The 25,904-nt window shown below is 71.8% G+C and carries 31 protein-coding genes; 20 read left to right on the forward strand and 11 right to left on the reverse strand.

What is annotated here, in order from left to right:
* The first annotated feature begins 46 nt into the window (after positions 1 to 46).
* The 12 genes from GCG21_RS04520 (at position 47) to GCG21_RS04575 (ending at position 11,709) form a co-directional block, all read left to right on the forward strand.
* Positions 47 to 868 (forward strand): DUF881 domain-containing protein, encoded by an 822-nt coding sequence (locus GCG21_RS04520; protein ID WP_152818097.1) that lies wholly within the window; start codon positions 47 to 49, stop codon positions 866 to 868.
* Between the two features lie 78 nt (positions 869 to 946).
* On the forward strand, positions 947 to 1,279 hold the full coding sequence (locus tag GCG21_RS04525) for a small basic family protein (protein ID WP_152818098.1): 333 nt from the start codon (positions 947 to 949) through the stop codon (positions 1,277 to 1,279).
* A gap of 2 nt (positions 1,280 to 1,281) precedes the next feature.
* Entirely contained in the window at positions 1,282 to 2,091 is an 810-nt protein-coding gene (locus GCG21_RS04530; protein WP_152818099.1) for a DUF881 domain-containing protein, read from the forward strand.
* Between the two features lie 86 nt (positions 2,092 to 2,177).
* Positions 2,178 to 2,738 carry an FHA domain-containing protein gene (locus GCG21_RS04535; RefSeq protein WP_152818100.1) on the forward strand — a complete coding sequence of 187 codons (561 nt, stop codon included), beginning with the start codon at positions 2,178 to 2,180 and terminating at the stop codon, positions 2,736 to 2,738.
* Positions 2,735 to 3,490, forward strand: coding sequence for a MerR family transcriptional regulator (locus tag GCG21_RS04540; protein WP_152818101.1), 756 nt, complete (start codon positions 2,735 to 2,737; stop codon positions 3,488 to 3,490). The genes GCG21_RS04535 and GCG21_RS04540 overlap by 4 nt, the downstream gene beginning before the upstream one ends.
* 59 nt (positions 3,491 to 3,549) lie before the next feature.
* Positions 3,550 to 4,101: a bifunctional nuclease family protein gene (locus GCG21_RS04545; RefSeq protein WP_194164942.1), complete on the forward strand. Its 552-nt coding sequence runs from the start codon at positions 3,550 to 3,552 to the stop codon at positions 4,099 to 4,101.
* Between the two features lie 344 nt (positions 4,102 to 4,445).
* Entirely contained in the window at positions 4,446 to 4,958 is a 513-nt protein-coding gene (locus GCG21_RS04550) for a MerR family transcriptional regulator (RefSeq protein WP_152818240.1), read from the forward strand.
* Positions 4,959 to 5,207: 249 nt separating this feature from the next.
* Positions 5,208 to 8,612 (forward strand): pyruvate carboxylase, encoded by a 3,405-nt coding sequence (locus GCG21_RS04555; RefSeq protein ID WP_152818102.1) that lies wholly within the window; start codon positions 5,208 to 5,210, stop codon positions 8,610 to 8,612.
* A gap of 65 nt (positions 8,613 to 8,677) precedes the next feature.
* Positions 8,678 to 9,298 (forward strand): L-threonylcarbamoyladenylate synthase, encoded by a 621-nt coding sequence (locus tag GCG21_RS04560; RefSeq protein WP_152818103.1) that lies wholly within the window; start codon positions 8,678 to 8,680, stop codon positions 9,296 to 9,298.
* A gap of 6 nt (positions 9,299 to 9,304) precedes the next feature.
* Positions 9,305 to 10,702 (forward strand): GH1 family beta-glucosidase, encoded by a 1,398-nt coding sequence (locus GCG21_RS04565; RefSeq protein ID WP_370517274.1) that lies wholly within the window; start codon positions 9,305 to 9,307, stop codon positions 10,700 to 10,702.
* 112 nt (positions 10,703 to 10,814) lie between these two features.
* On the forward strand, positions 10,815 to 11,159 hold the full coding sequence (locus GCG21_RS04570) for a carboxymuconolactone decarboxylase family protein (protein ID WP_152818104.1): 345 nt from the start codon (positions 10,815 to 10,817) through the stop codon (positions 11,157 to 11,159).
* Between the two features lie 58 nt (positions 11,160 to 11,217).
* Positions 11,218 to 11,709, forward strand: a complete 492-nt coding sequence (locus GCG21_RS04575) for an SRPBCC family protein (protein ID WP_194164943.1) — start codon at positions 11,218 to 11,220, stop codon at positions 11,707 to 11,709.
* On the opposite strand, the gene GCG21_RS04580 is transcribed toward GCG21_RS04575, so the two are convergent.
* Both GCG21_RS04580 and GCG21_RS04585 read right to left on the reverse strand, forming a co-directional pair.
* A complete protein-coding gene (locus GCG21_RS04580; protein WP_152818106.1) occupies positions 11,699 to 12,772 on the reverse strand; it encodes a hypothetical protein in 1,074 nt (357 codons plus the stop codon). The two genes, GCG21_RS04575 and GCG21_RS04580, sit on opposite strands and share 11 nt — an antisense overlap.
* Positions 12,769 to 13,302 carry an RNA polymerase sigma factor gene (locus GCG21_RS04585; protein WP_194164944.1) on the reverse strand — a complete coding sequence of 178 codons (534 nt, stop codon included), beginning with the start codon at positions 13,300 to 13,302 and terminating at the stop codon, positions 12,769 to 12,771. Before GCG21_RS04585 ends, GCG21_RS04580 begins: the two co-directional genes overlap by 4 nt.
* 194 nt (positions 13,303 to 13,496) lie before the next feature.
* Between GCG21_RS04585 and GCG21_RS04590 the strand changes: the two genes are divergently transcribed.
* Both GCG21_RS04590 and GCG21_RS04595 read left to right on the forward strand, forming a co-directional pair.
* Entirely contained in the window at positions 13,497 to 13,751 is a 255-nt protein-coding gene (locus GCG21_RS04590; RefSeq protein ID WP_152818108.1) for an antitoxin, read from the forward strand.
* On the forward strand, positions 13,748 to 14,182 hold the full coding sequence (locus tag GCG21_RS04595) for a type II toxin-antitoxin system VapC family toxin (RefSeq protein WP_370517275.1): 435 nt from the start codon (positions 13,748 to 13,750) through the stop codon (positions 14,180 to 14,182). The genes GCG21_RS04590 and GCG21_RS04595 overlap by 4 nt, the downstream gene beginning before the upstream one ends.
* A gap of 137 nt (positions 14,183 to 14,319) precedes the next feature.
* On the opposite strand, the gene GCG21_RS04600 is transcribed toward GCG21_RS04595, so the two are convergent.
* Entirely contained in the window at positions 14,320 to 14,709 is a 390-nt protein-coding gene (locus tag GCG21_RS04600; protein WP_152818109.1) for a PIN domain-containing protein, read from the reverse strand.
* Between the two features lie 172 nt (positions 14,710 to 14,881).
* On the opposite strand from GCG21_RS04600, the gene GCG21_RS04605 reads away from it, so the two are divergent.
* The 4 genes from GCG21_RS04605 (at position 14,882) to GCG21_RS04620 (ending at position 18,395) form a co-directional block, all read left to right on the forward strand.
* Complete coding sequence (locus GCG21_RS04605) at positions 14,882 to 15,487, forward strand: RNA polymerase sigma factor (RefSeq protein ID WP_227993233.1); 606 nt, start codon at positions 14,882 to 14,884, stop codon at positions 15,485 to 15,487.
* Positions 15,484 to 16,584 carry a hypothetical protein gene (locus GCG21_RS04610; protein ID WP_152818110.1) on the forward strand — a complete coding sequence of 367 codons (1,101 nt, stop codon included), beginning with the start codon at positions 15,484 to 15,486 and terminating at the stop codon, positions 16,582 to 16,584. Before GCG21_RS04605 ends, GCG21_RS04610 begins: the two co-directional genes overlap by 4 nt.
* Positions 16,585 to 16,688: 104 nt before the next feature.
* Positions 16,689 to 17,915 carry a pyridoxal phosphate-dependent aminotransferase gene (locus GCG21_RS04615; RefSeq protein ID WP_370517276.1) on the forward strand — a complete coding sequence of 409 codons (1,227 nt, stop codon included), beginning with the start codon at positions 16,689 to 16,691 and terminating at the stop codon, positions 17,913 to 17,915.
* Between the two features lie 18 nt (positions 17,916 to 17,933).
* Positions 17,934 to 18,395: a VOC family protein gene (locus GCG21_RS04620; RefSeq protein ID WP_152818111.1), complete on the forward strand. Its 462-nt coding sequence runs from the start codon at positions 17,934 to 17,936 to the stop codon at positions 18,393 to 18,395.
* Between the two features lie 16 nt (positions 18,396 to 18,411).
* Here the strand turns inward: GCG21_RS04620 and GCG21_RS04625 are convergent, their stop codons facing one another.
* From GCG21_RS04625 to GCG21_RS04645, 5 genes are all read right to left on the reverse strand, one after another.
* Positions 18,412 to 18,780, reverse strand: a complete 369-nt coding sequence (locus GCG21_RS04625) for a type II toxin-antitoxin system death-on-curing family toxin (protein WP_153877970.1) — start codon at positions 18,778 to 18,780, stop codon at positions 18,412 to 18,414.
* Entirely contained in the window at positions 18,777 to 18,980 is a 204-nt protein-coding gene (locus GCG21_RS04630) for a DUF1778 domain-containing protein (protein ID WP_152818112.1), read from the reverse strand. The genes GCG21_RS04625 and GCG21_RS04630 overlap by 4 nt, the downstream gene beginning before the upstream one ends.
* 73 nt (positions 18,981 to 19,053) lie before the next feature.
* Positions 19,054 to 21,435 (reverse strand): excinuclease ABC subunit UvrA, encoded by a 2,382-nt coding sequence (locus GCG21_RS04635; RefSeq protein WP_152818113.1) that lies wholly within the window; start codon positions 21,433 to 21,435, stop codon positions 19,054 to 19,056.
* Positions 21,436 to 21,472: 37 nt separating this feature from the next.
* Positions 21,473 to 21,880, reverse strand: a complete 408-nt coding sequence (locus tag GCG21_RS04640) for a VOC family protein (protein WP_152818114.1) — start codon at positions 21,878 to 21,880, stop codon at positions 21,473 to 21,475.
* Positions 21,877 to 22,341 carry a helix-turn-helix transcriptional regulator gene (locus GCG21_RS04645; RefSeq protein WP_153877967.1) on the reverse strand — a complete coding sequence of 155 codons (465 nt, stop codon included), beginning with the start codon at positions 22,339 to 22,341 and terminating at the stop codon, positions 21,877 to 21,879. The genes GCG21_RS04640 and GCG21_RS04645 overlap by 4 nt, the downstream gene beginning before the upstream one ends.
* Positions 22,342 to 22,435: 94 nt before the next feature.
* Here GCG21_RS04645 and GCG21_RS04650 point away from each other — a divergent pair, with 94 nt between their 5' ends.
* Positions 22,436 to 23,137, forward strand: coding sequence for an alpha/beta fold hydrolase (locus GCG21_RS04650; RefSeq protein WP_152818116.1), 702 nt, complete (start codon positions 22,436 to 22,438; stop codon positions 23,135 to 23,137).
* A gap of 55 nt (positions 23,138 to 23,192) precedes the next feature.
* Here the strand turns inward: GCG21_RS04650 and GCG21_RS04655 are convergent, their stop codons facing one another.
* Together GCG21_RS04655 and nadE are read right to left on the reverse strand one after the other, a co-directional pair.
* Positions 23,193 to 23,525 carry a hypothetical protein gene (locus tag GCG21_RS04655; RefSeq protein WP_152818117.1) on the reverse strand — a complete coding sequence of 111 codons (333 nt, stop codon included), beginning with the start codon at positions 23,523 to 23,525 and terminating at the stop codon, positions 23,193 to 23,195.
* Between the two features lie 135 nt (positions 23,526 to 23,660).
* Positions 23,661 to 24,485 (reverse strand): ammonia-dependent NAD(+) synthetase, encoded by an 825-nt coding sequence (gene nadE, locus GCG21_RS04660; protein ID WP_152818118.1) that lies wholly within the window; start codon positions 24,483 to 24,485, stop codon positions 23,661 to 23,663.
* Positions 24,486 to 24,711: 226 nt separating this feature from the next.
* Between nadE and GCG21_RS04665 the strand changes: the two genes are divergently transcribed.
* Entirely contained in the window at positions 24,712 to 25,056 is a 345-nt protein-coding gene (locus tag GCG21_RS04665) for an RNA polymerase-binding protein RbpA (RefSeq protein WP_152818119.1), read from the forward strand.
* An 81-nt stretch (positions 25,057 to 25,137) separates the two neighbouring features.
* Here GCG21_RS04665 and GCG21_RS04670 read toward each other — a convergent pair whose 3' ends face one another.
* Positions 25,138 to 25,887: a polyprenol monophosphomannose synthase gene (locus GCG21_RS04670; protein WP_152818120.1), complete on the reverse strand. Its 750-nt coding sequence runs from the start codon at positions 25,885 to 25,887 to the stop codon at positions 25,138 to 25,140.
* Positions 25,888 to 25,904 lie beyond the last annotated feature (17 nt).

The following is a 25,904-nucleotide window of genomic DNA, read 5'->3' on the forward strand; positions in this document are numbered from 1 at the left end:
TCGCCGTGGAACCGCCCGATCCCACCTAGACGCAGCGGAGGGTGCCATGGCTGAGCAGCCGCGTCGTCCCGACGCGTCCATGACGCTGCTGACCGAGGTGATGGAGCGACCGCTCGATCCCGGCTATGCGGCGATGGCCGAACGGCGGGGGAGCGGGGGCGCGCGCCCGGGCGGGTCGCGGCTGCAGGAGCTGTTCGTGCTGCTCCTGGCGATCGCGATCGGGGTCGGCGGGGTGTGGGCCGCCCGACAGCTGCGTGCCCCGGTGGACAGCGCCTTGAGTGCCCGCGGCGTGCTCGAGGAGCAGATCCGCGACCGGGTCGCGATCGCCGACGGCCTGCGGGAGGACATCGCGGGCCTGCGCGGGGAGACCAACGAGCTGCAGGCGGAGCAGGGGGACGTGAGCGAGGAGTTCCTCTCCCGCGCGCGCGATGCCGCCGTCTCGGCCGGCACGATCGCGGTGACCGGACCGGGGGTCGCGGTGACCCTGGAGGACTCGACCCGCGCCGTCGGGGGCGACGACCCGGCCCGCGTGTTCGACGTCGACCTCCAGCTCGTCGTCAACGCGCTGTGGGCCGCGGGGGCCGAGGCGATCGCCATCAACGGGCATCGCGTGAGCGCGGGCACGGCGATCCGCTCGGCGGGCGAGGCGATCCTCGTCGACCTCAAGCCGCTCGTCTCGCCCTATGAGGTCGAGGCGATCGGCGACCCGAACGGTCTGCGCACGGAGTTCGCGCGGAGCACCGCGGCCGCGCAACTGGCCACGCTCGGTTCGATGTACGGCATCGGCAGCTCGGTCGTCCAGGCCGCCGATCTCGCCCTGCCGGCGGGGACCGCGCCCAAGCTCCACTACGTCACAGAGCAGGGGTAGCCCGTGTCAGACTTGCCCCACCCCCGACGCGGACATACGTGCGCGGGGCACCCGGGTCCGGTCGAGGAAGGAGACTGAATGGTCGCCGTCGCCGGACTGGTCATCGGCATCGTCCTCGGCCTGCTGTTCAAGCCGAACATCCCCGTGGAGCTGCAGCCCTACCTTCCGATCGCGGTGGTCGCGGCCCTCGATGCGCTGCTCGGGGCCGTGCGCGCGCGATTCGAGGCCACGTTCGACGAGCGGGTCTTCGTGACGTCGTTCCTGTTCAACGTGCTCGTCGCCTGCTTCCTCGTGTTCCTCGGCGATCAGCTCGGAGTGGGGGCGCAGTTGTCGACCGCGGTCGTGGTCGTGCTGGGCATCCGGATCTTCTCCAACGCGGCCTCCATCCGCCGCCACGTCTTCAAGGCGTGACGATGGCCGAGGAGAACCCCGACTCGCAGGGCACAGAGAACGCCCCGGACCCACAGGGCACAGCGGACCCACAGGGCACAGCGAACACAGAGCCCACAGCGGGCACGGCGAACACAGCGGGCACGGACCGGCCACGGCGGCGCCGGATCGGCCGGCGCACGAGCGCCCTGATCGGCGTGCTCACCATGCTCGTGGGATTCGCCGTCGTCGTGCAGGTACGCCAGACCCAGACCGACGAGCTCTCGAGCATGCGGCAGGACGACCTCGTGCGGCTCCTCGACGAGGTCACCCAGCGCAACGAGGACCTCACGGCCGAACGTTCCCAGCTGCGCCTCGACCGCAGCAATCTCCAGTCCGGCTCCGACCAGGGCCGCTACCTTCGCAACTACGCGACGCTGCAGGGAATCCTCGCCGGCACGGTGCCCGTCGAGGGCCAGGGCGTCACGGTGCGGGTCGACGATCCCGACCACGGCGTCGCGGCCCAGGACATGGTGCACATGCTCGAGGAGCTTCGTAATTCGGGGGCCGAGGCGATCTCGGTGAGCGGTGTCCGGATCGTGGCCAGTTCCTATTTCCTCGACGCCGGTGGTGAGCTCCTCGCCGACGGCCAGATCATCTCCCCGCCCTATCTGTGGTCGGCGATCGGCAACCCGGACACGATCGCGGGCGCGCTGGAGATCCCCGGGGGAGCGCTCGCCGGGTTCCGGAACGCGGGTGCCGCGGTGCAGATGACGACGTCGGAATTGATTCGCATCGATGCGGTGCGTACCGTGTCCCCTCCCGAATATGCGACGCCCGTGACCGAGGAATGACCGCGCGAGCCGGGCATCGCCTCACCCTCGACCGAACGGTAAGGTTCTAGGCATCACTTCGATGCGCAGATGAGCGAGGAACGACCATGACGACCCAGGGCCCACAGGTTCCGGACCCCGCGTCCGCCCAGTCTGCGGCCGGCCGGGACCAGGAGCAGCAGGAGCACGCCGTGGAGTCACCCGCGCGCCCGGACGTGCACACCACCGCGACCTTCGACCGGGTGGGTTCGGTCGATCCGGACTACGCCCCGCCCTCGGCCATCGCCGCGGGGGATCGCGCGGCCATCGAGGCACTGCCTCCCGCCTCGGCCCTGCTCATCGTTCAGCACGGCCCGAACGCGGGCGCCCGGTTCCTCCTCGACGCCGAACGGGTGACCGCCGGGCGGCACACCCGTGCCGACATCTTCCTCGACGACGTGACCGTCTCCCGCAAGCACGCCGAGTTCCTGTCCGCGGCGGGCGGCTTCACGGTGCGCGACGTCGGGAGTCTCAACGGCACCTACGTCAATCGCGAGCGGATCGAGACCGCCACGCTCCGCGCGGGCGACGAGGTGCAGATCGGCAAGTACCGGCTGACGTTCCATCCGAGCCCGAACCGGCCGGCCACCGGCACGGCCGCCGGCCCCGAGAGCGCCGCCGACCGATGAACGCACTGTCCGCCGCCGCCTCCTCGGGCGCAGACGATCCGCACACCGAGCAGTGGCCGTTCGGGGTCTCGCGCACGCCCACGATGAGCATCGGCACCGCGCTGTCGATCCTCACGCAGGAGTTCCCCACGGTCCGGATCTCGAAGATCCGGTTCCTCGAGGAGCAGGGCATCGTCACCCCCCACCGCACCCCGTCGGGCTATCGCACCTATTCCCAGGCCGACGTCGAGCGGCTCCGGTTCGCCCTCGCCGCCCAGCGGGACTCGTTCCTGCCGCTCAAGGTGATCCGGGAGCGGCTGCGTGAACTCGACCGTGCGGGGGCCGGGGCGCCGGCGCCCGGGGCGCGGGTCGTGACCGAGGACGGCGAGCTCACGGCGGCCGCAACCCGCACGCGCATGTCGATCGCGCAGCTGGCCGAGGCGGCCGGCCTCGAGGCGACCTTCGTGGCCGAGTTGGCGGAGGCCGGCATCATCGTGGCCGATCGGGGCCGCCGGTACGGACCGGGGGTGCTCCCGGTCGTGAGCGAGGCCGCGAGCCTGGCCGAGTACGGCGTTGCGCCCCGGCACCTGCGTACCCTGCGGATCGCCGCGGACCGCCAGGTCGACCTCATCGAGCAGATCACCGCCCCGATCCGCTCCCATCGAACGCGCGGGTCCGCGGAGGCCGCCGCGCAGGCGCAGGCCGGTGAGCTCGCCCAGGTGCTCACGCGACTCCACGCGGCGCTCGTGACGGACGGCATCGAGCGGCTCTGAGGATCATCTCCTCCGTCAAAACCATTCGCTCACGGTGGCCCGGAGCGTACCTTGGTCTCATGCAGCGAATGGACATTCTCGGGGTGCGCGTGCGGGTCTCCAGCTCGGCGCACGATGTGGTGGTGCTCCTGCAGCAGAGCGACGGAGCACTCACCCTGCCGATCCTCATCGGCCCGCACGAGGGCGTGGCCATCGCCGCCGCCCAGAGTGGCCTGCACTCCCCGCGTCCCGGGCCGTACGAGCTGCTGCTCGCGAGCCTGAACGCCGTGGGGTCCGAGTTGCTGCGGGTGCACATCGTCTCGCTCACCGACGGCACCTTCATCGCCGAACTCGTGCTCACGAACGACCGGCGGGTGGACTCCCGCGCCTCGGATGCGATCGCGCTGGCGGTCCGGGCCGGGGTGGGGATCTGGTGCGCGGAGGCCGTGCTCGCCGAGGCCGGCGTGGAACTCCTGCCGGACGGCGACGAGATCTACCTCGCCAACCACGCGGATCCCGACGAGGAGGTCGCGGAGTTCCGTCACTTCCTCGATACGGTCAGCCCGGAGGACTTCCTGGGCGAGGACGAGCACGAGGACGACGACGAGGATCCCGACGAGGAGGACGAGTAGCCCGGCGTGTGCAGCCTCACCCCGGACGGGTCCGGTGCCACCGACCGCCTCCCGGGAGGTGCGCGGCCCGGGAATCCCGCGGAAATCCACGGGCGACCACCGGCCACCCTCAACCTCTACTCGAAGGTGAGACACGCCGTCCCGACACGCCGGGCACGTCCCGCGGCGCGGATCGTTGACGCGACGCCTCCGCGGCCCTACGTTAGCCAGAGAACACCGGCCCTGTGGCATGAGACGCCCGGGGCGTACAGTGGTGTCGACTGCCGTCGAGGAGAGTGAGTGGCGTGAGCGGGAACGACGTGGCCGCGGACGTGGCATCCCACGCCCCCCAACGAGCCCAGGGGATGCTGTTCGGGGACACCCTTCCCGATCTCGACCAGGCGACCGGATACCGGGGGTCGACCGCCTGCCGCGCGGCCGGCATCACGTACCGCCAGCTCGACTACTGGGCCCGCACCGGACTCGTCGAACCGAGCATCCGGGGAGCCACCGGCTCCGGCACCCAACGCCTGTACAGCTTCCGCGACATCCTCGTCCTCAAGGTGGTCAAGCGCCTCCTCGACAGCGGCGTCTCCCTGCAGCAGATCCGCACCGCGGTCGACCACCTGCACGAACGCGGGGTCGACGACCTCGCCGAGATCACGCTCATGAGCGATGGCGCGAGCGTGTACGAATGCACCTCGGCCGATGAGGTCTTCGACCTCGTCCAGGGCGGCCAGGGCGTCTTCGGCATCGCCGTCGGACGGGTCTGGCGCGAGGTCGAGGGAAGCCTCGCCGAGTTCCCCACGGAACGCGCCGCCGACGAGGGCACCGGGCTCGACGAGCTCGCCCGGCGTCGCTCGCGCAAGATCGGCTGACACCGCCGCCGTATCCCGGTGGCGACGACCGAGGCGGACACTCGCCCCGGTCGGTCCGCGCCGTGGCGCGAGGTCTCGTGGGCCACGCGGCGTGGCATGGCGTGACATGGCATGGCATGGCCCGCGCCCGTCGCCGCCGGCTCGCAGGAGGGGAGGGCACGGCCGCGTGCGTGAGACTGCTGCGCGCCGGGGCCGGATGGGGGAGTAGTTTGCAGGAAATCCCGCTGTCGACGTTGTTGAGGAAGGTTCATGTTCTCCACCGTGCTGGTCGCCAATCGGGCCGAGATCGCTGTTCGCGCGTTCCGGGCCGCCTACGAACTGGGGGCCCGAACCGTCGCGGTCTTCCCGCATGAGGACCGCGCGTCGGAACACCGACTCAAGGCCGACGAGGCCTACCTCATCGGGCAGGAGGGCCACCCCGTGCGGGCCTACCTCGACATCGACGAGATCCTCCGGGTCGCGCGGGAGTCCGGGGCCGACGCCATCTACCCGGGCTACGGCTTCCTCTCCGAGCAGCCGGACCTCGCGCGGGCCGCCGCCGCCGCCGGGATCACGTTCGTCGGCCCGCCGGCCGACGTGCTCGACATGGCCGGCAACAAGGTCGCCGCGAAGCGGGCCGCGCAGCGCGCCGGGATCCCCGTGCTCGACTCGAGCGAGCCCTCCAGCGACGTCGAGGCCCTCGTCGCCGCCGCGGCGGACGTCGGATTCCCGCTGTTCGTCAAGGCCGTCGCCGGCGGCGGTGGCCGGGGAATGCGCCGCGTCGAGCGGCCCGAGGACCTGCCCGCGGCTCTCACCGCGGCCATGCACGAGGCCGGCAGCGCGTTCGGCGACCCGACGGTCTTCCTCGAGCAGGCCGTGCAGCGGCCCCGGCACATCGAGGTTCAGATCCTCGCCGACGCCCACGGCGACGTCGTGCACCTGTTCGAACGGGACTGTTCCCTCCAGCGCCGCCACCAGAAGGTGATCGAGATGGCGCCCGCGCCGAACCTCGATCCCGAGATCCGGGCGGCCCTGTGCGCCGACGCGGTCGCGTTCGCCCGCGCCATCGGCTACCAGAACGCGGGCACGGTCGAGTTCCTGCTCGAGACCTCGGGGGAGCGGGCCGGCCGGCACGTGTTCATCGAGATGAACCCGCGCATCCAGGTCGAGCACACCGTGACCGAGGAGGTGACCGACGTCGATCTCGTGGCCGCCCAGATGCGTATCGCCGCCGGCGACAGCCTCGCGGACCTGGGCATCCGGCAGGAGGACCTGCGGGTCAACGGCTACGCCCTGCAGTGCCGGATCACGACCGAGGATCCCGCGAACGGCTTCCGGCCCGACACGGGGCGGATCACCGCCTACCGCTCCCCGGGCGGCGCCGGAGTGCGTCTCGACGGGGCGACCGCCCACGCCGGTGCGGAGATCACCGGCCACTTCGACTCGATGCTCGTCAAGCTCACGTGCCGCGGCTCGCTCTTCCCGATGGCGGTGCGTCGCGCCCGGCGGGCCCTGGCCGAGTTCCGCATCCGGGGCGTGCGCACGAACATCCCGTTCCTGCGCGCGGTGCTCGACGACGAGGCCTTCCTCGCGGGTGACATCGCCACCTCGTTCATCGAGGAACGGCCCGAGCTGCTCACCCCCCGGGAGAGCGCCGACCGCGGCACCCGGATGCTGCGCTACCTCGCGGACGTGACCGTCAACCGGCCGCACGGGCCCCGCCCGGCCCACCTCATCGCCCCGGGCAGCAAGCTTCCGGACGTCGACCTCTCGGTCGCCCCGCCGAACGGAACCCGCCAGCTCATCGCCGCCGAGGGCGCGGAGGGATTCGCCCGCCGGCTGCGGGAGCAGACCGCGGTCGCGCTCACGGACACGACCTTCCGCGATGCCCACCAGTCGCTGCTCGCGACCCGCGTGCGCACGGCCGACCTGGTCGCCGTCGCCCCGCACGTGGCCCGCACGACCCCCGGCCTGCTCTCGATCGAGGCATGGGGCGGGGCGACCTACGACGTCGCGCTGCGCTTCCTCGGGGAGGACCCGTGGCAGCGACTCGAACGCCTGCGGGAGGCGGCCCCGAACATCGCGCTGCAGATGCTCCTGCGCGGGCGCAACACCGTCGGCTACACCCCGTACCCGACCGAGGTGACCGACAGCTTCATCAAGGAGGCGGCGGAGACCGGGATCGACCTGTTCCGGATCTTCGACGCGCTCAACGACGTCGAGCAGATGGCCCCGGCGATCCGGGCGGTGCGCGAGACCCACGCCGTGGCCGAGGTGGCGCTGTGCTACACCGGCAACCTGACCGACCCGGGCGAGCGGCTCTACACGCTCGACTACTACCTGCGCCTGGCCGAGCGGATCGTCGCCGCGGGCGCCCACGTGCTCGCGATCAAGGACATGGCCGGGCTGCTCCGCCCGCCCGCGGCCGCGACCCTCGTGTCCGCGTTGCGGGAACGGTTCGACCTGCCCGTGCACCTGCACACCCACGACACCGCCGGCGGCCAGCTCGCCACTCTCCTCGCCGCGATCGACGCGGGCGTCGACGCCGTCGACGTCGCCAGCGCCCCGCTGGGCGGCACCACGAGCCAGGTCCCGGCCTCGGCGCTCGTGGCCGCGCTCGAACACACCGAGCGGGCACCCGAGGTGGAGCTGCGGGCCGTGACCGAGCTCGAGCCCTATTGGGAGGCGGTCCGCACCGCCTACGCGCCGTTCGAGAAGGGGCTGCGCGCCCCGACGGGGCGGGTGTACGACCACGAGATCCCCGGCGGGCAGCTGTCGAACCTGCGCCAGCAGGCGATCGCGCTCGGCCTGGGGGAGCGGTTCGAGCAGATCGAGTCGATGTACGCGGCGGCCGACCGCATCCTCGGGCACCTGGTCAAGGTGACGCCCTCCTCGAAGGTCGTGGGCGATCTCGCCCTCCACCTCGTGGCCACGGGCGCCGACCCCGCGGAGTTCGAGGCCGATCCCGGCTCCTTCGACATCCCGGACTCGGTCATCGCCTTCCTGCACGGCGAGCTCGGCACGCCCCCCGGCGGCTGGCCCGAGCCGTTCCGTACGCGGGCCCTGGCCGGGCGCCCCGGCCCCCGCCCGACGGCGCACCTGACGGACGAGGACCTCATCGAGCTCGGCGCCGACTCCGGCCGGCGCCGCGACCGCCTGAGCCGGCTGCTGTTCCCGGGCCCGGCAGCCGCCTTCGAGCAGCTGCGCACCGAATACGGCGACGTCTCCGTGATCGACACGATCGACTACCTCTACGGGCTCGACCACGGGCGGGAGGTCGTGGTCACCCTCGACCGCGGCGTACGCCTGCTCATCAACCTCGAGGCGATCTCCGAGCCGGACGACCGTGGAATGCGCACGGTCATGGCGACCCTGAACAATCACCTGCGCCCCGTCGAGGTTCGAGACTCCTCCGCGACCGTGACGGCCGAGACGGTCGAGAAGGCCGACCCGTCCCGCCCCGGTCACATCGCGGCCCCGTTCGCGGGTGCCGTGACCCCCGTCGTCGAGGTCGGCGAGGAGGTCGAGGCCGGGCAGTCGGTCGCGACGATCGAGGCGATGAAGATGGAGGCCTCGATCACCACCCCCGTGGCCGGCACCGTGCAGCGGGTGCCGGCGGGCACCTCGCGCCCGGTCGACGGCGGCGACCTCGTGCTCGTCGTCGACGAGGCCTGAGCACGCCGGCGGGCCCGGGGCGGCGTTCTCCACCCCGGGCCCGCCGGGATCGATAGGGTTGGTTCATGGCACGCTACTTCGATGTCCATCCCGTCAATCCACAAGTGCGGAGCATCCGCGCGGCCGCCGAGATCCTGCGCGAGGGCGGCATGATCGCCTATCCCACGGACTCGATGTACGCCCTCGGGTCGGCCCTGGGGAACCAGTCCGGCAAGGAGCGGATCCTGCGGCTGCGGGGGCTGGGGGACCGGCACGACTTCACGCTCGTGTGCGCCGACTTCTCCCAGCTCGGCCAGTTCGTGCACATCTCCAACCGGGTCTTCCGGGCCGTGCGGGCGGCGACCCCGGGCCAGTACACCTTCATCCTGCCCGCCACGAAGGAGGTGCCCCGGCAGTTCCTCCACCCGAAGAAGAAGACCGTCGGGGTCCGCATCCCCGAGCACCCCGTGGTCAAGGCCCTGCTCGAGGAGCTGGGGGAGCCGATCCTCTCCTCCACGCTCATCCTGCCGGGGCACGAGGGTGCGCTCACCCAGGGCTGGGAGATCAAGGATCTCCTCGACCACGAGCTCGATGCCGTGATCGATTCCGGTGACGTCTTCGGGGAGCCGACGACCGTCGTCCAGTTCATCGACGACGCCCCCGAGGTGCTCCGCGTCGGTGCGGGCGACCCCGCCCCGTTCGAGTGACCTGACGTGACCACCGGGGCCGGGCCTCCCTTCCTGTGGGGCGCCGCGACGGCCGCCTACCAGGTCGAGGGGGCCGCGGCCGAGGGCGGGCGCACGCGCTCCATCTGGGACACGTTCTCCCACACTCCCGGGCGGACCGCGCGCGGGGAGACCGGCGATGTCGCCGCCGGGCACTACCACCGCCTGATCGACGACATCGAGCTCATGGCCGCGCTCGGGCTCCAGGCCTACCGGTTCTCCACCTCGTGGTCGCGGATCGTGCCGCACGGGCGGGGCCCGGTGAACCCGCTCGGCATCGACTTCTACTCCCGGCTCATCGACGGCCTCCTCGAGGCGGGCATCGAGCCGGTACTCACGCTCTACCACTGGGATCTGCCGCAGGAACTCGAGGACGCCGGCGGCTGGCCCGAACGCGAGACCGCCTACGCGTTCGCCGACTACGCCGGCGAGGTCGCCCGCCGGCTCGGCGACCGGGTGAGCCTGTGGACGACGGTCAACGAGCCGTGGTGTTCGGCCTACCTCGGCTACGGCTCGGGCGTGCACGCCCCGGGCCGGAGCGAGCCGGCGGCGGCGCTGGCGGCCGCCCATCACCTCAACCTCGCCCACGGGCTCGCCACCCAGGCGATCCGATCGGTGCTCGGCGACGACACCCCGGTCTCGGCCGCGCTCAACGTGCACGTCGTGCGCCCGGACGATCCGGGCGATCCGCGCGACGTGGACGCCGCCCGCCGGATCGACGCCGTGGGCAACCGCATCTTCCTCGACCCGATGACCGGTCACGGGTATCCGCCGGACCTGCTCGCCGACGTCGCCCACGTGAGCGACTTCGACTTCGTGCGCGCCGGCGACCTGCGCCGGATCGGGCAGCGGCTCGACGCACTCGGGGTCAACTACTACACGACCTCCCGCGTGCGCTTCGCTCCCGGACGCCGACCGGACGCCGGCGGCGGCCACGGCGCGGGGAACCCCTGGGTGGGTGCGAGCGACATCGAGTTCCTCGACCCGCCGGGGGAGCGCACCCAGATGGGCTGGCTGGTCGAGCCGGCGGGCCTGACCGAGGTGCTGGTGCGGCTGAGCGCCGAGCACCCGCGGCTGCCGCTCATCGTCACCGAGAACGGCGCGGCCTATCCGGACGAGCTGGGCGCGGACGGACGGGTGCGCGACGTCGAACGCGAGGCGTACCTGCGGGCGCACATCGGCGCCGTCGAGCGGGCCCGCGCCGGCGGGGCGGACGTGCGCGGCTACTTCGTGTGGTCGCTGCTCGACAACTTCGAGTGGTCCTTCGGATACGACCGCCGCTTCGGGATCGTCCACGTCGACTTCGACACGCTCCGGCGCACCGTCAAGGACTCCGGCCGCTGGTATGCGGACATCATCGCCGCCGGTGGCCCCGCCGGCACCTGAACGGAGACGAGGATCGGCGTATCGTCGATATCGGGTCGGGCACCGGCGTCGCCCGAAGGAACTCGCCGGTGAGCCGCCAGGTGGGCGCGCCCGGCCGACCTGGGAGGTCGCCATGCCAGCGGAATCCATGTACCACCCCACCACGCCCGAGATCGCGGACAGGCGCAAGGGGCTCGCGCCGCGCACGCACGAGGCGTACGAGGCGTTCTCCGCGGCCGTCTTCGCCGACGGCGCCCTGTCGGAGCAGACGAAGCAGCTCATCGCCGTCGCGGTGGCCCACACCACCCAGTGCCCGTTCTGCATCCGGGGCCATACCCGCCTCGCCCGCCGCCGGGGAGCGAGCGACGAGCAGATCATGGAGGCGATCTGGGTCGCCGCGGAGATGCGTGCGGGCGGGGCCTACGCCCATTCGACGCTCGCGCTCGAGGAGCTCTCCCACGATCCGCGCCGCCCGTAGTCCCGCGCGCCCGGTGTCCGGTCATCGACACACGGAACCGATGGCGGGGGAGTCGCGCGTGTTCCACTTCGTCTCCACGTGGGTGGCCCCGGCCCCGGCGGAGGCGGTCTGGCGCGTGCTCGCCGAGGTCGAGGCGTGGCCGGACTGGTGGAGCGGGATCGAGTCGGTCCGGTCGTCGGCGCCGTCGACGGATGCCGAACCGCAGGCGGCGCAGGTGGTCGTGCGCAGCCCGCTCGGCTATCGGCTCCGGTTCACCCTCGAACTGACCCGATCCGAGCCGCCGTGGCGATCGACGTTCGGGGTGCGCGGGCAGCTGCGGGGGAGCGGCTTCTGGGCCGCCGACCCCGCCGACTCTGCCGCCGCTTCCGATGCCGCCGACGGCGCCCCGGTGACCAGGATGCGGATCGGGTGGTGCGTCGTCTCGGATCGTCGGCTCGTGCGCCTGCTGGCGCCGCTCGCCCGCTGGGCACACGGGCGGATCATGGCCGCCGGCAGCGCCGGCCTGGCGCGACGGCTGCGTGAGCAGCCGCCGGCCGGGCTCAGTCGGTGACCGCGCCCGCCCCCTTGACGCCCGGGCACGCCTGGTCGCCGCACGGTGGCACGGAGTCGTGGTGGCCGGCCTCGACGAGGAGCCGGTACTCCTCGACGACGGCGGGCGCCCCGGGTAGGTGGTTCGGGAAGATCGTGTCCTCCTCGAGCACCACGCCGGTGTCCGGGTCGAGGAGGACGACGATCTCGATCGGAATCTCGGTGCCCTCGTCGACGACGACCCGCGTGGCGCCGAACGCGAGACCGTCGCGGCCGAGCCGGTCGGTGGCCTGGCCGTAGGAGGTGACGTCGCCGGCGAGTGCGAAGGCGTCGACATAGGTGGCGCGGTCCTCGGCGGTCAGTCGCGGTGCCAGCGAGGAATAGTCGCTCAGCAGGTAGTTGCCCGGGTAGCGGCCCGCGGTACCGCCGAAGCGAGTCGTGCTCTCCAGCAGCTCCTCGGCCGTGCCCGGAACTGTGGCCCCGGCGGGCGACCACTCCTCGCCGGGCCCGTACACGCTCCCCGGTTCCGGCACGCCGTTCCGCACGGCGAGTTCCCCGCCGGAGCCATCGCTCCCGTCACCCCACCGGTAGTAGTCGTACTCTCGGCGGATGAGTCGGTCGACCTCCCAGTGGCCGTCGGAGACCTCGGTCTCGCCCATGGAGTAGCCGACCGACCGCCAATGGCTGAAGAAGTACCGGTCCGTCTCGGGCTCCGCGGGCGCGGCCCGCAGGTCGGCGGCGAGCCGGGCGAGTTCGGCGCCGGCGGGGACCCCGTCGGGCTGCTCGAAGTCGAGCATCGGGATAGCCGCGGCCGGGGGAGTCGTCAGGCCGCCGTCGACGAGGCTCGGGAGCACGCCGACGAGGCCGAGCACGAGCACCGCGGCCGCTCCGGTGAGCACGAGCCGCCGGCCGGTGTGCCGCCTCGGGACAGCGCCGGGCGCTGGCTCCGTCGTGTTGTCGGCGCGGTACTGCGCGTGGATCCGCGCGCGGGTCCGGTCAGCGGTGGCGGGGTCCGTGCCGGTCCAGCCGGCCGCCGGGTCGAGGTCGGCGAGGTCGCGAAGGAGGGTGCTGTCGCTGGTGATCATGAGAGGACTCCTTTGGGGAGCGGCTCGGCGCGGAGCGGGCCGGGGTCGGGGAGGCGTTCGAGCAGGTGGAGGAGGTGGCGGCGGGCGCGCAGCAGGCGCATGCGGAAGGTCCCGGTCTGGCAGCCGAGCACGCCGGCCGCCTCCTTCGGACTCAGCCCGTCCCAGGCCACCAGCGCGAGCACCTCCTGCTCGCCGGGGGTGAGCCTGGCCCAGGCGCGGGTCAGGTCGGTGCGGGTGGCCACGGTTCCGGCCAGTTCCTCACTCGGACCGGTGGGTTCGGCGGCGAGTCGCACCTGGAGGGAGTTCCAGCGGCCTGCCGTGCGGATGCTGCGCAGCAGCACGTTTCGGGCGATGCCGAACAGCCAGGGCCGCGGCTCCGCGGGCGCGTCGTCCAGGCGGCGCCAGGCGGTCAGGAACGTCTCGGCCACGACGTCCTCGACGTGTGACGGGGGCACGCGCCGGTAGACGAATCGTTCGAGATCGGCGCGGTGCGCCGCGTACAGGCGATTGAACCGTTCTTCATCGGACATGGGCGACCACCGGGGAGTAGGGGACGGGCGTGCTCTCACCCGGTACGTCTCCGGCAGGTGGGCTCTCGTCACATCCATGATGCCGATCGTTGCGCCGCACCGCGGCGAGGTGGCCCGCCGGTGGGATGGATGGGAGTCGACCCACTCGAATCGCGACAGCGACCCATCAAACCGAGTGATGCTATGCTGTCAGAATGCGCACGACGGTCACGTTGGACGCCGACACCGAGGCGTTGGTGCGCCGGCTCATGGCCGAGCGTGGAGTCTCGTTCAAGCGAGCGTTGAACGACGCCATTCGTGCGGGGGACCCCTCGAAGGCGCCGAAGCGGGGGAGGATCACTCGAACGCGGCGCATGGGCGCGCCGTCCGTGGACCTGGATCGCGCGTTGAGCCTGGCCGGCACGCTCGAGGACGACGAACTGATCCGGCGCCTGCAGGTGGGCACGTGAGGGTGGTCGACGCGAACGTTCTGCTGTACGCGGTGAACGAGGACGCCAGGAACCACGCCTCCGCCCTGGAGTGGCTCGAACGAGCGCTCGCGGGGGAGGATACGGTCGGCTTCGGCTGGATCGCGATCGTGGCGTTCGTGCGGCTGTCGACCCGGCCCGGAATCTTCAGTGCGCCGCTGTCGAGCGCGGAGGCGTTCGCGCAGGTCGACGACTGGATCTCGGCACCGGGCGGCCGCATCCTCCATCCCGGCGAGCGGCATCTCGGCATCCTGTCCTCGTTGCTCGACGAGCTCGGCACTGCGGGCAACCTCGTCAACGACGCGCACCTCGCCGCGCTCGCGGTCGAGCACCGCGCGAGCATCGTCAGCTACGACAACGACTTCTCCCGCTTCGACGTCCGCCGGCACACACCCGAGCAGCTCCTGCGGTGACCAGGGAACCGGCGGTGACCAGGGAACCGGACGCAAGCCGGATCAGCCGGCCGGAACCGAGCGCGGACGTTCGAGCGTGACACCACAAATGACATAATGCACATTATCGGAGTTGGATGATCGGACGTCGACGAGCCTCAGGGCGCCACGAAGCCAAGGTGCGCCTGTGCCGCCCGGTCGAAACTCGCGACCTCATGGCAGCCACGCGCTGCGCAGTGCGCCGCGATCATGGCGTCCGGGAACTGAGCGCCGGTCGAGGCCAGTGCCAACGCCTGCCGCACGACCTCGCGGTCCTGGATCTCGACGCCGTCCCGGTCGAGCAACTCACTCAGGGCGGTCAGAACATCGGCCGGCGCGAGTCGGTAGGCCCGCGTGAGCACCCAGTAGGCCTCCGCGAGCACGACGGTCGTGACATAGCCCGGATCGTTCACCGTCATCCGCGTGAACAGCGCGAGCGCACGTCTGCCCTGCTCCGGCTCGTCCTGAACGAGGAACCGAACCAGAACGTTCGTGTCCACTCCGATCATTGCGTTCCGCGCGCTCCCGCGGCGATCGCGGAGTCCATCTCCTCGAGCGAGATGCTCGGTCCCGCATACGCCAGGCATCCTGCGAGCTCCTCGACCCGCCGGCAGCGCTCTCCCACCGCGAGGGAATTCGCCGTGCCCGGTAACTTTCGGGCTCGGGCGGCCATTCCCTAATATGAGCACGGATGAGCAACCGACACCCGACATGACCGGTCGGCCCGAGGCGCAGCGGTTCGCGCACCTGTGGGACGAGTGCAGCGGCCGCGTGCTCGCATACGCCATCCGCCACGTCGGTCCGGATCTCGCCGAGGAGGTCGTCGCCGAGACGTTCCTCATCGCGTGGCGTCGGCTCGCCGTCGTCCCCGGGGAGCCGCTGCCCTGGCTGCTCGTCGTCGCCCGCAACACGATCCGCTCCCAGCGACGCTCCAGCTATCGCCGGCGTGCCCTGGAGACGGAGCTCGCCCGGCTCGAACGCTCGACGGCGTCCGGGGTCGGTGTCGACGTGCACGTCGTCGAACGGGACGTCCTGCTGCGCGGGCTCGCCCAGCTCGGCCCACGCCAGCGCGAGGCCCTGCTGCTCATCGCCTGGGACGGACTGAGCTACGAGCAGGCCGCGGCCGTGGCCGGATGCTCCCTCGGCGCGTTCAAGGTGCGTGTGCACCGCGCCCGGGACCGGCTCCGGCGAGAGATCGACATTCCCCGGTCGGCCGGCGCCGACTCCCCCGGCACCGGATCGATCGACACCCTGCACGGACTCCTCCCGGAAGGACGGACATCATGAACTCCACGGCCGACCCCATGGACCTGCTCGAGCGGATGCGTCCCGGGCCACAGGGCGACCGCGCGGCGCTGGCCCGGATCCGCGCGAGCCTCGACGAGGCGATCATCCGGGACGACGGGGTCTCCGCCGGTCCGCCCCGGCGCCCCACGGGCACTCGCCGGCGGGCGGGGCGGCGAGTCCGGCCGCGGCCGCTGCTGCTGGCCGGGGCCGCCGCCGCCGTCGCCGTGGGCGCGCTCATCCTCGCTCCGGCGCTGCGCCCGACACCGGCGCAGGCGGCCACGCCGCCGATGCTCACCTACTCGGCCTCGGCGATCGGGTCGGTCGCGGACGGCAGCGCTCCCTCCGGAGCACCCGTGGCCGCGGACCTGGCGGCCGTCGCCGCGGCCACGCCGGTCGCCGAGCACGCCGGTGACGTCTCCCTCGTCGAGTCCGCGTACTGGGCACTCGAGGCCGTCCACGAGGACGAGCGGACCCGCCTCGTCGTCGCCCCCGTCGAACGCCGGACCTGGGCGAGTACGACGGACGGGAGCATGCGCTTCCGGGAGGTCCGCGGGACCGCGTTGAGTCGGGACGGCTCCACGAGCCTTCCGGACGTCGACCTCTCGGGTCCGGCGCTCCTCGACTACGAGCTGCCCGCCGATCACGACGCGGGGGCGCTCCGGGCGGACCGGCTTCCGCGAGACCCGGGGCCCCTGCTGGAGGCCGTCTCCCACGCCCGGGGACCGCACACATGCGACCTGGGGGTGGCCGCCGCGCGGATCGACTGCCTCGCCGACGCGCTCGCGATGATGGTCCGGACACGGCCCGTGCCGCCGGACCTGCTCGCGGCGTTCTGGGACTCCCTGGCCCGACAGGACGACCTGTACTCGCTCGGCACCACGACCGATCGCCTCGGCCGCGACGGCGTCACCCTCGCCTACCTCTCCCCCGAGACGGGAACCGTGAGCGTGCTCATCGCCGACCCCGTGACGGGCGCGCTCCTGGGGACCGAGGGCGTGGACCTGACCGGCGCGGCCACCGGCTCCGACTCCCCCGCCGTGTTCTGGCTCGAGGCCTTCGAGCCGGCCCGGTGGGTCGGCGGCCTCGACGAGTCCTGATCGTCGCCGTGGCCGCGGGGGCAGGCCCTCCCCCGCGGCCGCGCCCCGGCGACACTCCCCCGGCACGGCTGCGCGCCGCCCGCCGGGCCTGCGATGATGGGCCCGTGCGCAGGATCATCCAGAGTCAGAAGCTGAAGAACGTCCGCTACGACGTGCGCGGCCCCATCCTCGAGGAGGCCCAGCGCCTCGAGGCCATGGGACACCGCATCCTCAAGCTGAACGTCGGCAACACCGCCCCGTTCGGGTTCGATGCTCCCCCCTCGATCCTCGCCGACGTCGTGCACCACCTGCCCGAGGCGCAGGGGTACTCCGACTCCCGCGGCATCTTCTCGGCCCGCACCGCCGTGGCGCAGTACTACCAGTCCCACGGCCTGACCGATACGCACGTGGACGACGTCTTCATCGGCAACGGCGTCTCCGAGCTCATCTCGATGGTGCTGCAGACCTTCGTCGACACCGGCAACGAGATCCTCGTGCCCGCCCCGGACTATCCCCTGTGGACGGGGGCCGTCTCGCTCGCCGGCGGTACGCCGGTGCACTACCTGTGCGACGAGGTGAACGGGTGGATGCCCGACCTGGCCGACATCGAATCGAAGATCACCCCGAACACCCACGGGCTCGTGCTCATCAACCCGAACAACCCGACCGGTGCCGTCTACAGCGAGGAGATGGTCCGGGCGCTCGTCGACATCGCCCGCCGCCACGACCTGACGATCTTCAGCGACGAGATCTACGAGAAGATCCTCTTCAATGGTGCCCGCCACCACCACACGGCGACCTTCGCGGCGGACGACGTCTTCTGCCTGACGTTCTCGGGACTGTCGAAGGCCTACCGGGTCTGCGGCTACCGCGCGGGCTGGCTGCTCGTCTCCGGTCCGAAGCATCTCGCCTCGGACTTCCTCGAGGGCCTCACCCTCATGGCGAACATGCGCATGTGCGCGAACGTTCCCGGTCAGCACGCGATCCAGACGGCGCTCGGCGGCTACCAGTCCGTCGAGGAACTCATCGTGCCCGGCGGGCGGTACTACGACCAGTCGATGCTCGCGGACCGGCTGCTCAACGAGATTCCGGGCGTCTCCTCCGTTCGACCGGACGGTGCGCTGTATTGCTTCCCGCGGCTCGATCCCGAGGTCTACCCGATCGAGGACGACGAGAAGTTCGTCATCGACCTCCTGCGGACCAAGCACCTGCTCGTGACCCATGGGCGCGGCTTCAACTGGCCCGCCCCGGACCACTTCCGGCTCGTCACCCTGCCCGACGTGGCGACGCTCGAGGAGGCCATCGGGCGCATTGCGGAGTACCTTGAGGAGATGCGCCTCCGGCGGCGCTGACCGATCGAGGAGGCGGCCATGGCCCGAGAATTCCAGGTGACATTCGACGCCGCCGATCCGGCCGCGCTCTCGACCTTCTGGGCCGAGGTGCTCGGGTACCGGCTTCCGGCACCCCCGGGTGTCGAGGTCGAGGAGGGGCGGGACGTCCTCGCCGCGTGGGAGGAGTTCCTCACCCGGGCGGGCCTGCCGGCGGAGGAGCACAACTCCGCAGCGGCGCTCGAGGACCCGGACGGCGCCGGTCCGCGCCTGTTCTTCCAACGGGTGCCCGAGCCCAAGACGGCGAAGAACCGCGTGCACCTCGACGTGCGGGCCGCACCCGGGCTCGCCGGGGCCGAGCGGATGGCCGCGCTCGAGGTCGAGTGCGCGCGGCTCGTCGCGCTCGGAGCACGCCGACTCGAGCGGTTCGAGCCCGCTCCCCCGCTCTCGAACGGCTTCATCGTCATGGCCGACCCCGAGGGCAACGAGTTCTGCCTCGATTAGCGCACCCGGCTCCCGATCAGTGTCCGTGCCACGTCCCGAGCGTCGCGGCGATCCCTTCCAGCTCGTGAGCACCACCGGCGACCCGCATGACCGCGTCGAAGGCCTCGTCGTCCGGCGCCTGCAGATCGACACGGTTGAGCCCGTAGAAGACCACCGTCGCAAGCCACCCCAGGCGCTTGTTGCCGTCGACCAGCGGATGATTGCCGACGATGGATTGCAGGAGGGCAGCGGCCTTGAGGTCGAGGGAGGGGTACGCGTCCACGCCGAAGAGCCGTACGCCCGGCCGGTGCGCGGCCGAGGCGAGGAGACCCAGGTCGCGAACGGGGCCGACCCGGAGGTCACCGACGAGGCCGAGGAGATCCTCGAGGGTGAGGAGCGTGGTCACCGACCCAGGCGCTCGAGCACATCCGCGTATCGGTGGCGCGCGCGTTCTGACAACTCGGCGACCCTCCCTTCGTGCCCGCTCCGGGCGGCGGCCTCACGGATCGCTCGCAGGACCGCCTCGTTGCGGCTGATCCCCTCGTCGGCGGCGAGCTGCGCCAACGCACGCTCGTCCTCCGCGCTCAGCCGTAGTGTCATCGCCATCACTCGACGGTACCACTGTGGTATCAGATCTCCCAGGTGGTCCGTGCATCCGTCCCCCATCGGGGCGGCGGGTTCACCGACCGACGTAGGCCGCCAGGTGCTCGCCGGTGAGTGTCGATCGGTCCGCCACGAGTTGGGCCGGGGTGCCCTCGAAGACGACGCGCCCGCCGTCGTGGCCGGCTCCCGGGCCGAGGTCGATGATCCAGTCCGCGTGGGCCATGACGGCCTGGTGGTGTTCGATCACGATGATCGACTTGCCTGCGTCCACGAGCCGGTCGAGCAGCCCGAGCAGGTGGTCGACGTCGGCCAGGTGCAGTCCCGTCGTCGGCTCGTCGAGCACGTAGATCCCGCCCCGCTCGCCCAGGTGCATGGCGAGCTTGAGGCGCTGCCGCTCCCCGCCCGAGAGGGTCGTGAGCGGCTGGCCCAGCGTGAGGTAGCCGAGGCCGACCTCGTCGAGCCGGCGCGCGATCGTGGCTGCGGCCGGCACGGCCCCCTCCCCCGCGAAGAACTCGTGGGCGCCCGCCGCGGGCAGGGCGAGCACCTCGGCGATGTTCCGACCCGCGATGCGATAGTCGAGCACCTCGGCCTGGAAACGCTTGCCGCCGCACTCCTCGCACGGTGATTCGACCGTGGCCATGACACCGAGGTCGGTGTAGATCACGCCGGCGCCGTTGCAGACCGGGCATGCGCCGGCCGAGTTGGAGGAGAACAGCGCGGGCTTGACGCCGTTCGCCTTCGCGAAGGCCTTGCGGATCGGATCGAGCAGGCCCGTGTAGGTGGCCGGATTCGATCGCCGGGAACCGCGGATCGCCTGCTGGTCGACCGTCACGACGCCGTCCAGGCCCGAGATCGAGCCGTCCACGAGGGAGCTCTTGCCCGAGCCCGCGACGCCCGTGAGCACGGTGAGCACCCCGAGCGGGATGTCGACGTCGACGCCGGCGAGGTTGTGGGTGGCGGCGCCCCGGACCGGCAGCCGGCCCGCGGGCGTGCGCACGGCCGCCTTGAGCCCCACCCGGTCGTCCAGGTGCCTCCCGGTCAGGGTGTCCGAGGCGCGCAGGCCCGCCACGTCGCCGCGGTAGACGATGTGCCCGCCGGCCGATCCCGCGCCGGGTCCGAGGTCGACCACGTGATCGGCGATCTCGATCATCTCCGGCTTGTGCTCGACCACGAGCACGGTGTTGCCCTTGTCCCGCAGCCGCAGCAGGAGGGTGTTCATGCGTTCGATGTCGTGCGGGTGCAGGCCGATCGTCGGCTCGTCGAACACGTAGGTCACGTCGGTCAGGGCCGAGCCGAGGTGCCGGATCATCTTCGTACGCTGGGCCTCCCCGCCCGAGAGCGTGCCCGCGGGCCGGTCGAGGGAGAGGTAGCCGAGGCCGATCTCCACGAAGGAGTCGAGGGTCGCCGAGAGGGAGTCGAGCAGCGGCGCCACCGACGGCTCGTCGAGCCCGCGGATCCACTCGGCCAGATCGGAGATCTGCATCCCGCTCACGTCGGCGATGCTCCTCCCGGCGACGAGTGAGGAGCGGGCGGTCTCGTTCAGCCGGGTGCCCCCGCAGTCCGGGCACGTGCCGAACGTGATCGCCCGGTCGACGAACGCGCGGATGTGCGGCTGCATCGCGTCGTGGTCCTTGCTCAGGAACGACTTGCGGATCTTCGGCACGAGTCCCTCGTAGGTGACGTTGATGCCCTCGACCTTGATCTTCACCGGTCCGGAGTACAGCAGGGCGTCGAGCTCCCGCGTCGAGAAGTCCCGGATCGGCGTGTCCGGATCGAAGAACCCGGCCCCCCGGAAGATCCGGCCGTACCAGCCGTCCATGCTGTAGCCGGGGATCGTCAGGGCGCCCTCGTTGAGGGACTTGTCCGCGTCGAACAGGGCGGTCACGTCGAAGTCGCTCACCTGCCCGCGGCCCTCGCACTGGGCGCACATGCCGCCGAGGACGCTGAAGTCGCGGCGTTCCTTGACCTTCTTGCCCTCCTTCTCGAACGTCACCGCCCCCGCCCCGCTGATCGAGGCGACGTTGAAGGAGAAGGCCTGCGGCGACCCGATATGCGGGGTTCCGAGCCGGCTGAAGAGGATTCTCAGCATCGCTGCGGTGTCGGTCACGGTCCCCACGGTCGAGCGCGGATCGGCGCCCATGCGTTCCTGGTCGACGACGATCGCGGTCGTCAGCCCGTCCAGCACGTCCACGTCGGGCCGGGCCCGGTTCGCCATGAAGCCCTGCAGGAACGCGCTGTAGGTCTCGTTGATCATCCGCTGCGACTCGGCGGCGATCGTGGCGAACACGAGCGAACTCTTACCGGAACCCGAGACGCCGGTGAACACGGTCAGGCGCCGCTTGGGCAGCTCCACCGAGACGTCGGCGAGGTTGTTCTCGCGCGCGCCGACGACTCGGATGAGGTCGTGGCCGTCGGCGAGCGGACGGGTGGACGGGGCGGACGGGGCGGACGTCGTCATGGTCGCCTTTCAGCACGGGCGTCGGTGGTCGGTCGGGCTAGGCCTGGTTGATGCGCAGCAGGTTGCCGCTCGGGTCCCGGACCGCGGCGTCGCGCACCCCGTAGAACTGATCGGCCGGCTCCTGCAGGATGTCGGCCCCCGCGGCGACGAGCCGCTCGAACAGTCCGTCCAGGTCGTCGGTCGCGAGCGTGAGCCCGGCGTAGCTGCCCTTGGCGATGAGCTCGAGCACGGTGCGCCGCTCGTCCTCGGTCAGCCCGGGGTCGACCGCGGGCGGATGCAGCACGATGGTGGTCTCGGGCCGGCCGGGAGGGCCGACGGTGATCCAGTGCAGACCGTCGTTCTCGACGTCGCGGTGGACCTCGAAACCGAGGACGTCGCGGTAGAACCGGATCGCGGCGTCCGGGTCCGTCTGGGGCAGGAAGGCATGGTGAATGGTGATCGTCATGGCTGCACGCTATGCCGTGCGACGTCGCGGCGCTTCTCGATTTCCGACGTGTCCCGGATCGGGCGGCTCACCTGCTTGGCGTGGCAGGCGGGGATACCCGCGGTCTCGTCGGCGTGGCGGCGCCGGTACTCGCTCGGCGTGACCCCGACGAGCTCGGTGAAGCGGGTGCTGAAGGTTCCCAGGGAGGAGCCGCCGACGGCGAAGCACGCCTCGGTCACGGTGACGTCGCCGCGGCGCAGCAACGCCTTCGCCCGCTCGATCCGGCGGGTCATGAGATAGCTGTAGGGAGACTCGCCGAAGGCTCGCCGGAACTCCCGGCTCAAATGCCCCGCGGACATGAACTCCCCGGCCGCCAACGTCGGCACGTCGAGCGGGGAGGCGTATTCCCGGTCGATGCGGTCGCGGACTCGCCGCAGGCGCACGAGTGCGGCGAGTCGCTCCTGCTGTTCCGCGCCGCCCACGCCGACGATCCTTCCACGAAGCCGCTCCTGCTCCAAGCGCGCACCGGGATCCGGTTGCCGCCCGCTTCGCCCCGCCGGTCACTACGCTGGCCCCATGCGCATCCTCCTCGTTCCCGGTCTCTGGCTCGACGCCTCCTCCTGGTCCGGGGTGGTGCCGCTGCTCGAGGTGATCGATCATCATGCCCATCCCGTCACCCTGCCCGGCGCCGGGCGCTACGACGGGCGCCGCAGCGAGGTCACCCTCGCCGATCAGATCGCCGCGGTGGTCGAGTTGATCGACGGGCTCGATGACGACGTCGTGCTCGTGGGGCACTCCGCGGGCGCCGCCGTGGTCCACGCGGCCGCGGACGCTCGCCCGGAACGCGTCGCCCGGCTCGTCTACGTCGACGCCGTGCCCGGCGGTCCCGGCTCACGGGTCGCCCCCGACCTGCCGGTCACCGGCGGGGTGATCCCGCTGCCCGACTGGGACGTCTTCGAGGAGGCGGACCTCGTGGACCTGACCGAGGAGCTGCGGGCGGACCTGCGCGCCCGGGCGATCCCGGCCCCGGCCCGGGTCGCCTCGGACGAACTCGACCTCCACGACGAGGCCCGCTTCACGATCCCCGCGACCGTCGTCTCGTGCGAGTTCACGCCCGAGCAGCTCCGCGCGTGGATGGCCGCGGGCGAGCCCGCGACCGCCGAACTCGCGCGCATGGACGACGTCACGATCGTTCACCTGCCGACGGGCCACTGGCCGCAGTTCACCCGCCCGGGCGATCTGGCCGCCACCCTCGCCAGGGTCGTCGGGCCCGCCTGAGCACGACCGCGAGGTGGGCGGCCCGCCCGTCGCCTCGAGGTCGCCGACGACCGCTTCACACGGATGCGGGCTCCGGCGTCTCGATCGCCCTCCTGAGGAGGTGCGCCGGAAGGATGGACAGGGCCGCGACCGCGAGCCCGAGTCCGAGCCGGCCCGCCGCGTACAGGGCACCGGTCATGATGAGGCAACCGGCGCAGGCGGCGAGCGCCAGGACACCGCCGCGCACGGATCGACCCTGCCGGTGATTGCGGCGCAGCGCCCAGCTGCACAGCAGGATGAGCGAGCCGATGACGACGAGCGCGAACACCTCCGCCGCGGCACCCCACCCCGCTGCCGACAATCCCACTCCGATCGCCAGGAGGATGACGTAGCCGATCAGTCCCACCATTGCACCGATCCCCATCTGCACAGGACTGCTACGTCTGCCGCCGTGGACGTTCCCTCGAGTCCACCCCCACCAGCACACTTTCACCCTAGCGCCACGACTCGGACTGTCAAGGGACCGACGCCGCAACGCCCACCCTCAGGCCTCGCGCCACCAGGTGTCGTCGGGGCCGATCGGCTGCCGGCGCTTGTGCCGGCTGGCCCAGAACTTCGCCTCGAGGTCCGCGGCCGCGCGCTCCTCGATCGTCTTGCCCTCGAGGTAGTCGTCGATCTGGTCGTAGGTCAGTCCGAGGCTCGCCTCGTCGCTCTGGCCCGGGTCCTGATCGAGCAGGTCGGCCGTCGGCACCTTCTCGTACAGCGCGGCCGGGCTGCCCGCGGCGACGAGCAGCGCCCGCCCCTGCCGCTTCGTCAGGCCGGCGAGCGGGGTGAGGTCGGCGGCGCCGTCCCCGAACTTGGTGTAGAAGCCCGTGACCGCCTCCGCGGCGTGGTCGGTGCCGAGCACCGCGAGCGAGCGCTCCCCCGCGATCGCGTACTGGGCGGTCATGCGCAGGCGGGCCTTGACGTTTCCGCGCGTGACGTCTCCCCACGCCGCGCCAGCGGCGCTCCCCTGCGCGACGAGCGCGTCCGTCGCCTCGCCGACGTCAAGGGTGATCACTTCATCCGGTTGAATGAAGTCGAGGGCCTTCTGCGCGTCGTCCTCGTCGAACTGGACCCGATACGGCAGGCGCACGGCGACGAAGACGACGCGGGCGCCGTCCGCACGCAGTTCGGTGACGGCTCGCTGGGCGAGCCGGCCTGCCAGGGTCGAATCCTGGCCGCCGGAGATCCCGAGCACGAACCCTCCCAGGCCCGTGCGCGCGAGGTAGTCCCGGAGGAAGTCGATCCGGCGGCGCAACTCCGCCGCCGGATCGATCCGGGGCCGCGCACCGACCGTCGCGATGATGAGTTCCTGGAGGCGATGCATGCCGCCCATCCTGCCGCACTTCCCCCCGCGGCGACTCCGCGCGCACCTGGGAATCCCCTGGGTGCGGCCTGCATGGAGGCCGGGGTGGTGACGCGCGCCACGGCCTCCGGGCGAGACGTTCACAGCACCTTCACCACCGCGTGGGAACATCGCTGCATGATCGGGCGTTATCCCCCATGCGACGCGCGGCCACCCCGCGCCCAGCACTAGCCAGAGGAGAGACACGATGGCCGAACGTTCACTGCGTGGATCCAGCATCGGATCCAAGAGTCTCGAGACGGAGTCCGGGGTCGAGTTCGCTCCCCGGGTCGAAGCGACCTACGACCTGCCCGACGGTCGTGTCGTCGTGGTGCCCTTCTCGGCCGAGGCCGAGATCCCCCCGGTCTGGGAGACCCCGGTCGGGGAGGGACTGCTCCGCGACGCCCAGCGCCCCGAGGACGCGCCCGGCAAGAAGCAGCGCACCCACTGGGACATGCTGCTCGAACGGCGTACCCGCGCCGAACTGCAGGAGCTGCTCGACGAGCGCCTCGACCTGCTCCGTTCCGGACAGTTGCGCCGCCGCAGCGCCTGAGCCACACCAGATTCCCGAACGGGGCGCCGCGGACCGCGGCGCCCCGTTCGGCTTCGCTTGCGTGACCGGGGCCCGGGATCCTCAGGCCGAGCGCGCGCCGGGCCGCACGAGGCCGCGCAGCTGCTGCCACCGTCGGGCCGCACCCCAGCCGGTCACCTTGACCAGCGCCTCGCGCACGATCGCCCCGGACATCTTCGACTGGCCCTCGGAGCGTTCGACGAAGGTGATCGGCACCTCGACGATCCGCCCGCCCGCCCGGTACACCCGCCACGTCATGTCGATCTGGAAGCAGTAGCCCTGGGAGTCCACCTCGTCGAGGTCGAGAGAGCCGAGCTGCCGCGCGGAATAGACCCGGAACCCGGCGGTGGCATCGCGCACGGGCAGGCCCATCGCCAGCCGCGTGTAGGTCGTCGCCCCGCGCGAGAGGAGCTGCCGGTGCAGCGGCCAGTTCTCGACCGCCCCGCCGGGCACCCACCGGGAGCCGATCACGAGGTCGGCCCCATCGGCCGCGGCGCGCAGCAGCGCCGGCAGGTCGAGCGAGCGATGCGAGCTGTCCGCGTCCATCTCCACGATCGAGGCGTACCCCCGCGCGAGCGCCCAGCGGAAGCCCGCGATGTACGCCCGCCCGAGCCCGTCCTTGGAGCTGCGGTGAAGCACCTGCACCCGCGGGTCGCCGGCCGCGTACTCGTCGGCCCAGCGGCCCGTGCCGTCCGGGGAGTTGTCGTCGACGATGAGCACGTCGACCTCGGGCACGTCCGCGCGCAGCGCGGCGAGCGTGATCGGCAGAGCCTCCCGCTCGTTATAGGTGGGGATGATCACCACGGTGCGCATGCAGTCCGTGCCTTTCC

This window comes from Pseudactinotalea sp. HY160 (genome assembly GCF_009372055.1).
Taxonomy (GTDB): domain Bacteria; phylum Actinomycetota; class Actinomycetes; order Actinomycetales; family Beutenbergiaceae; genus HY158.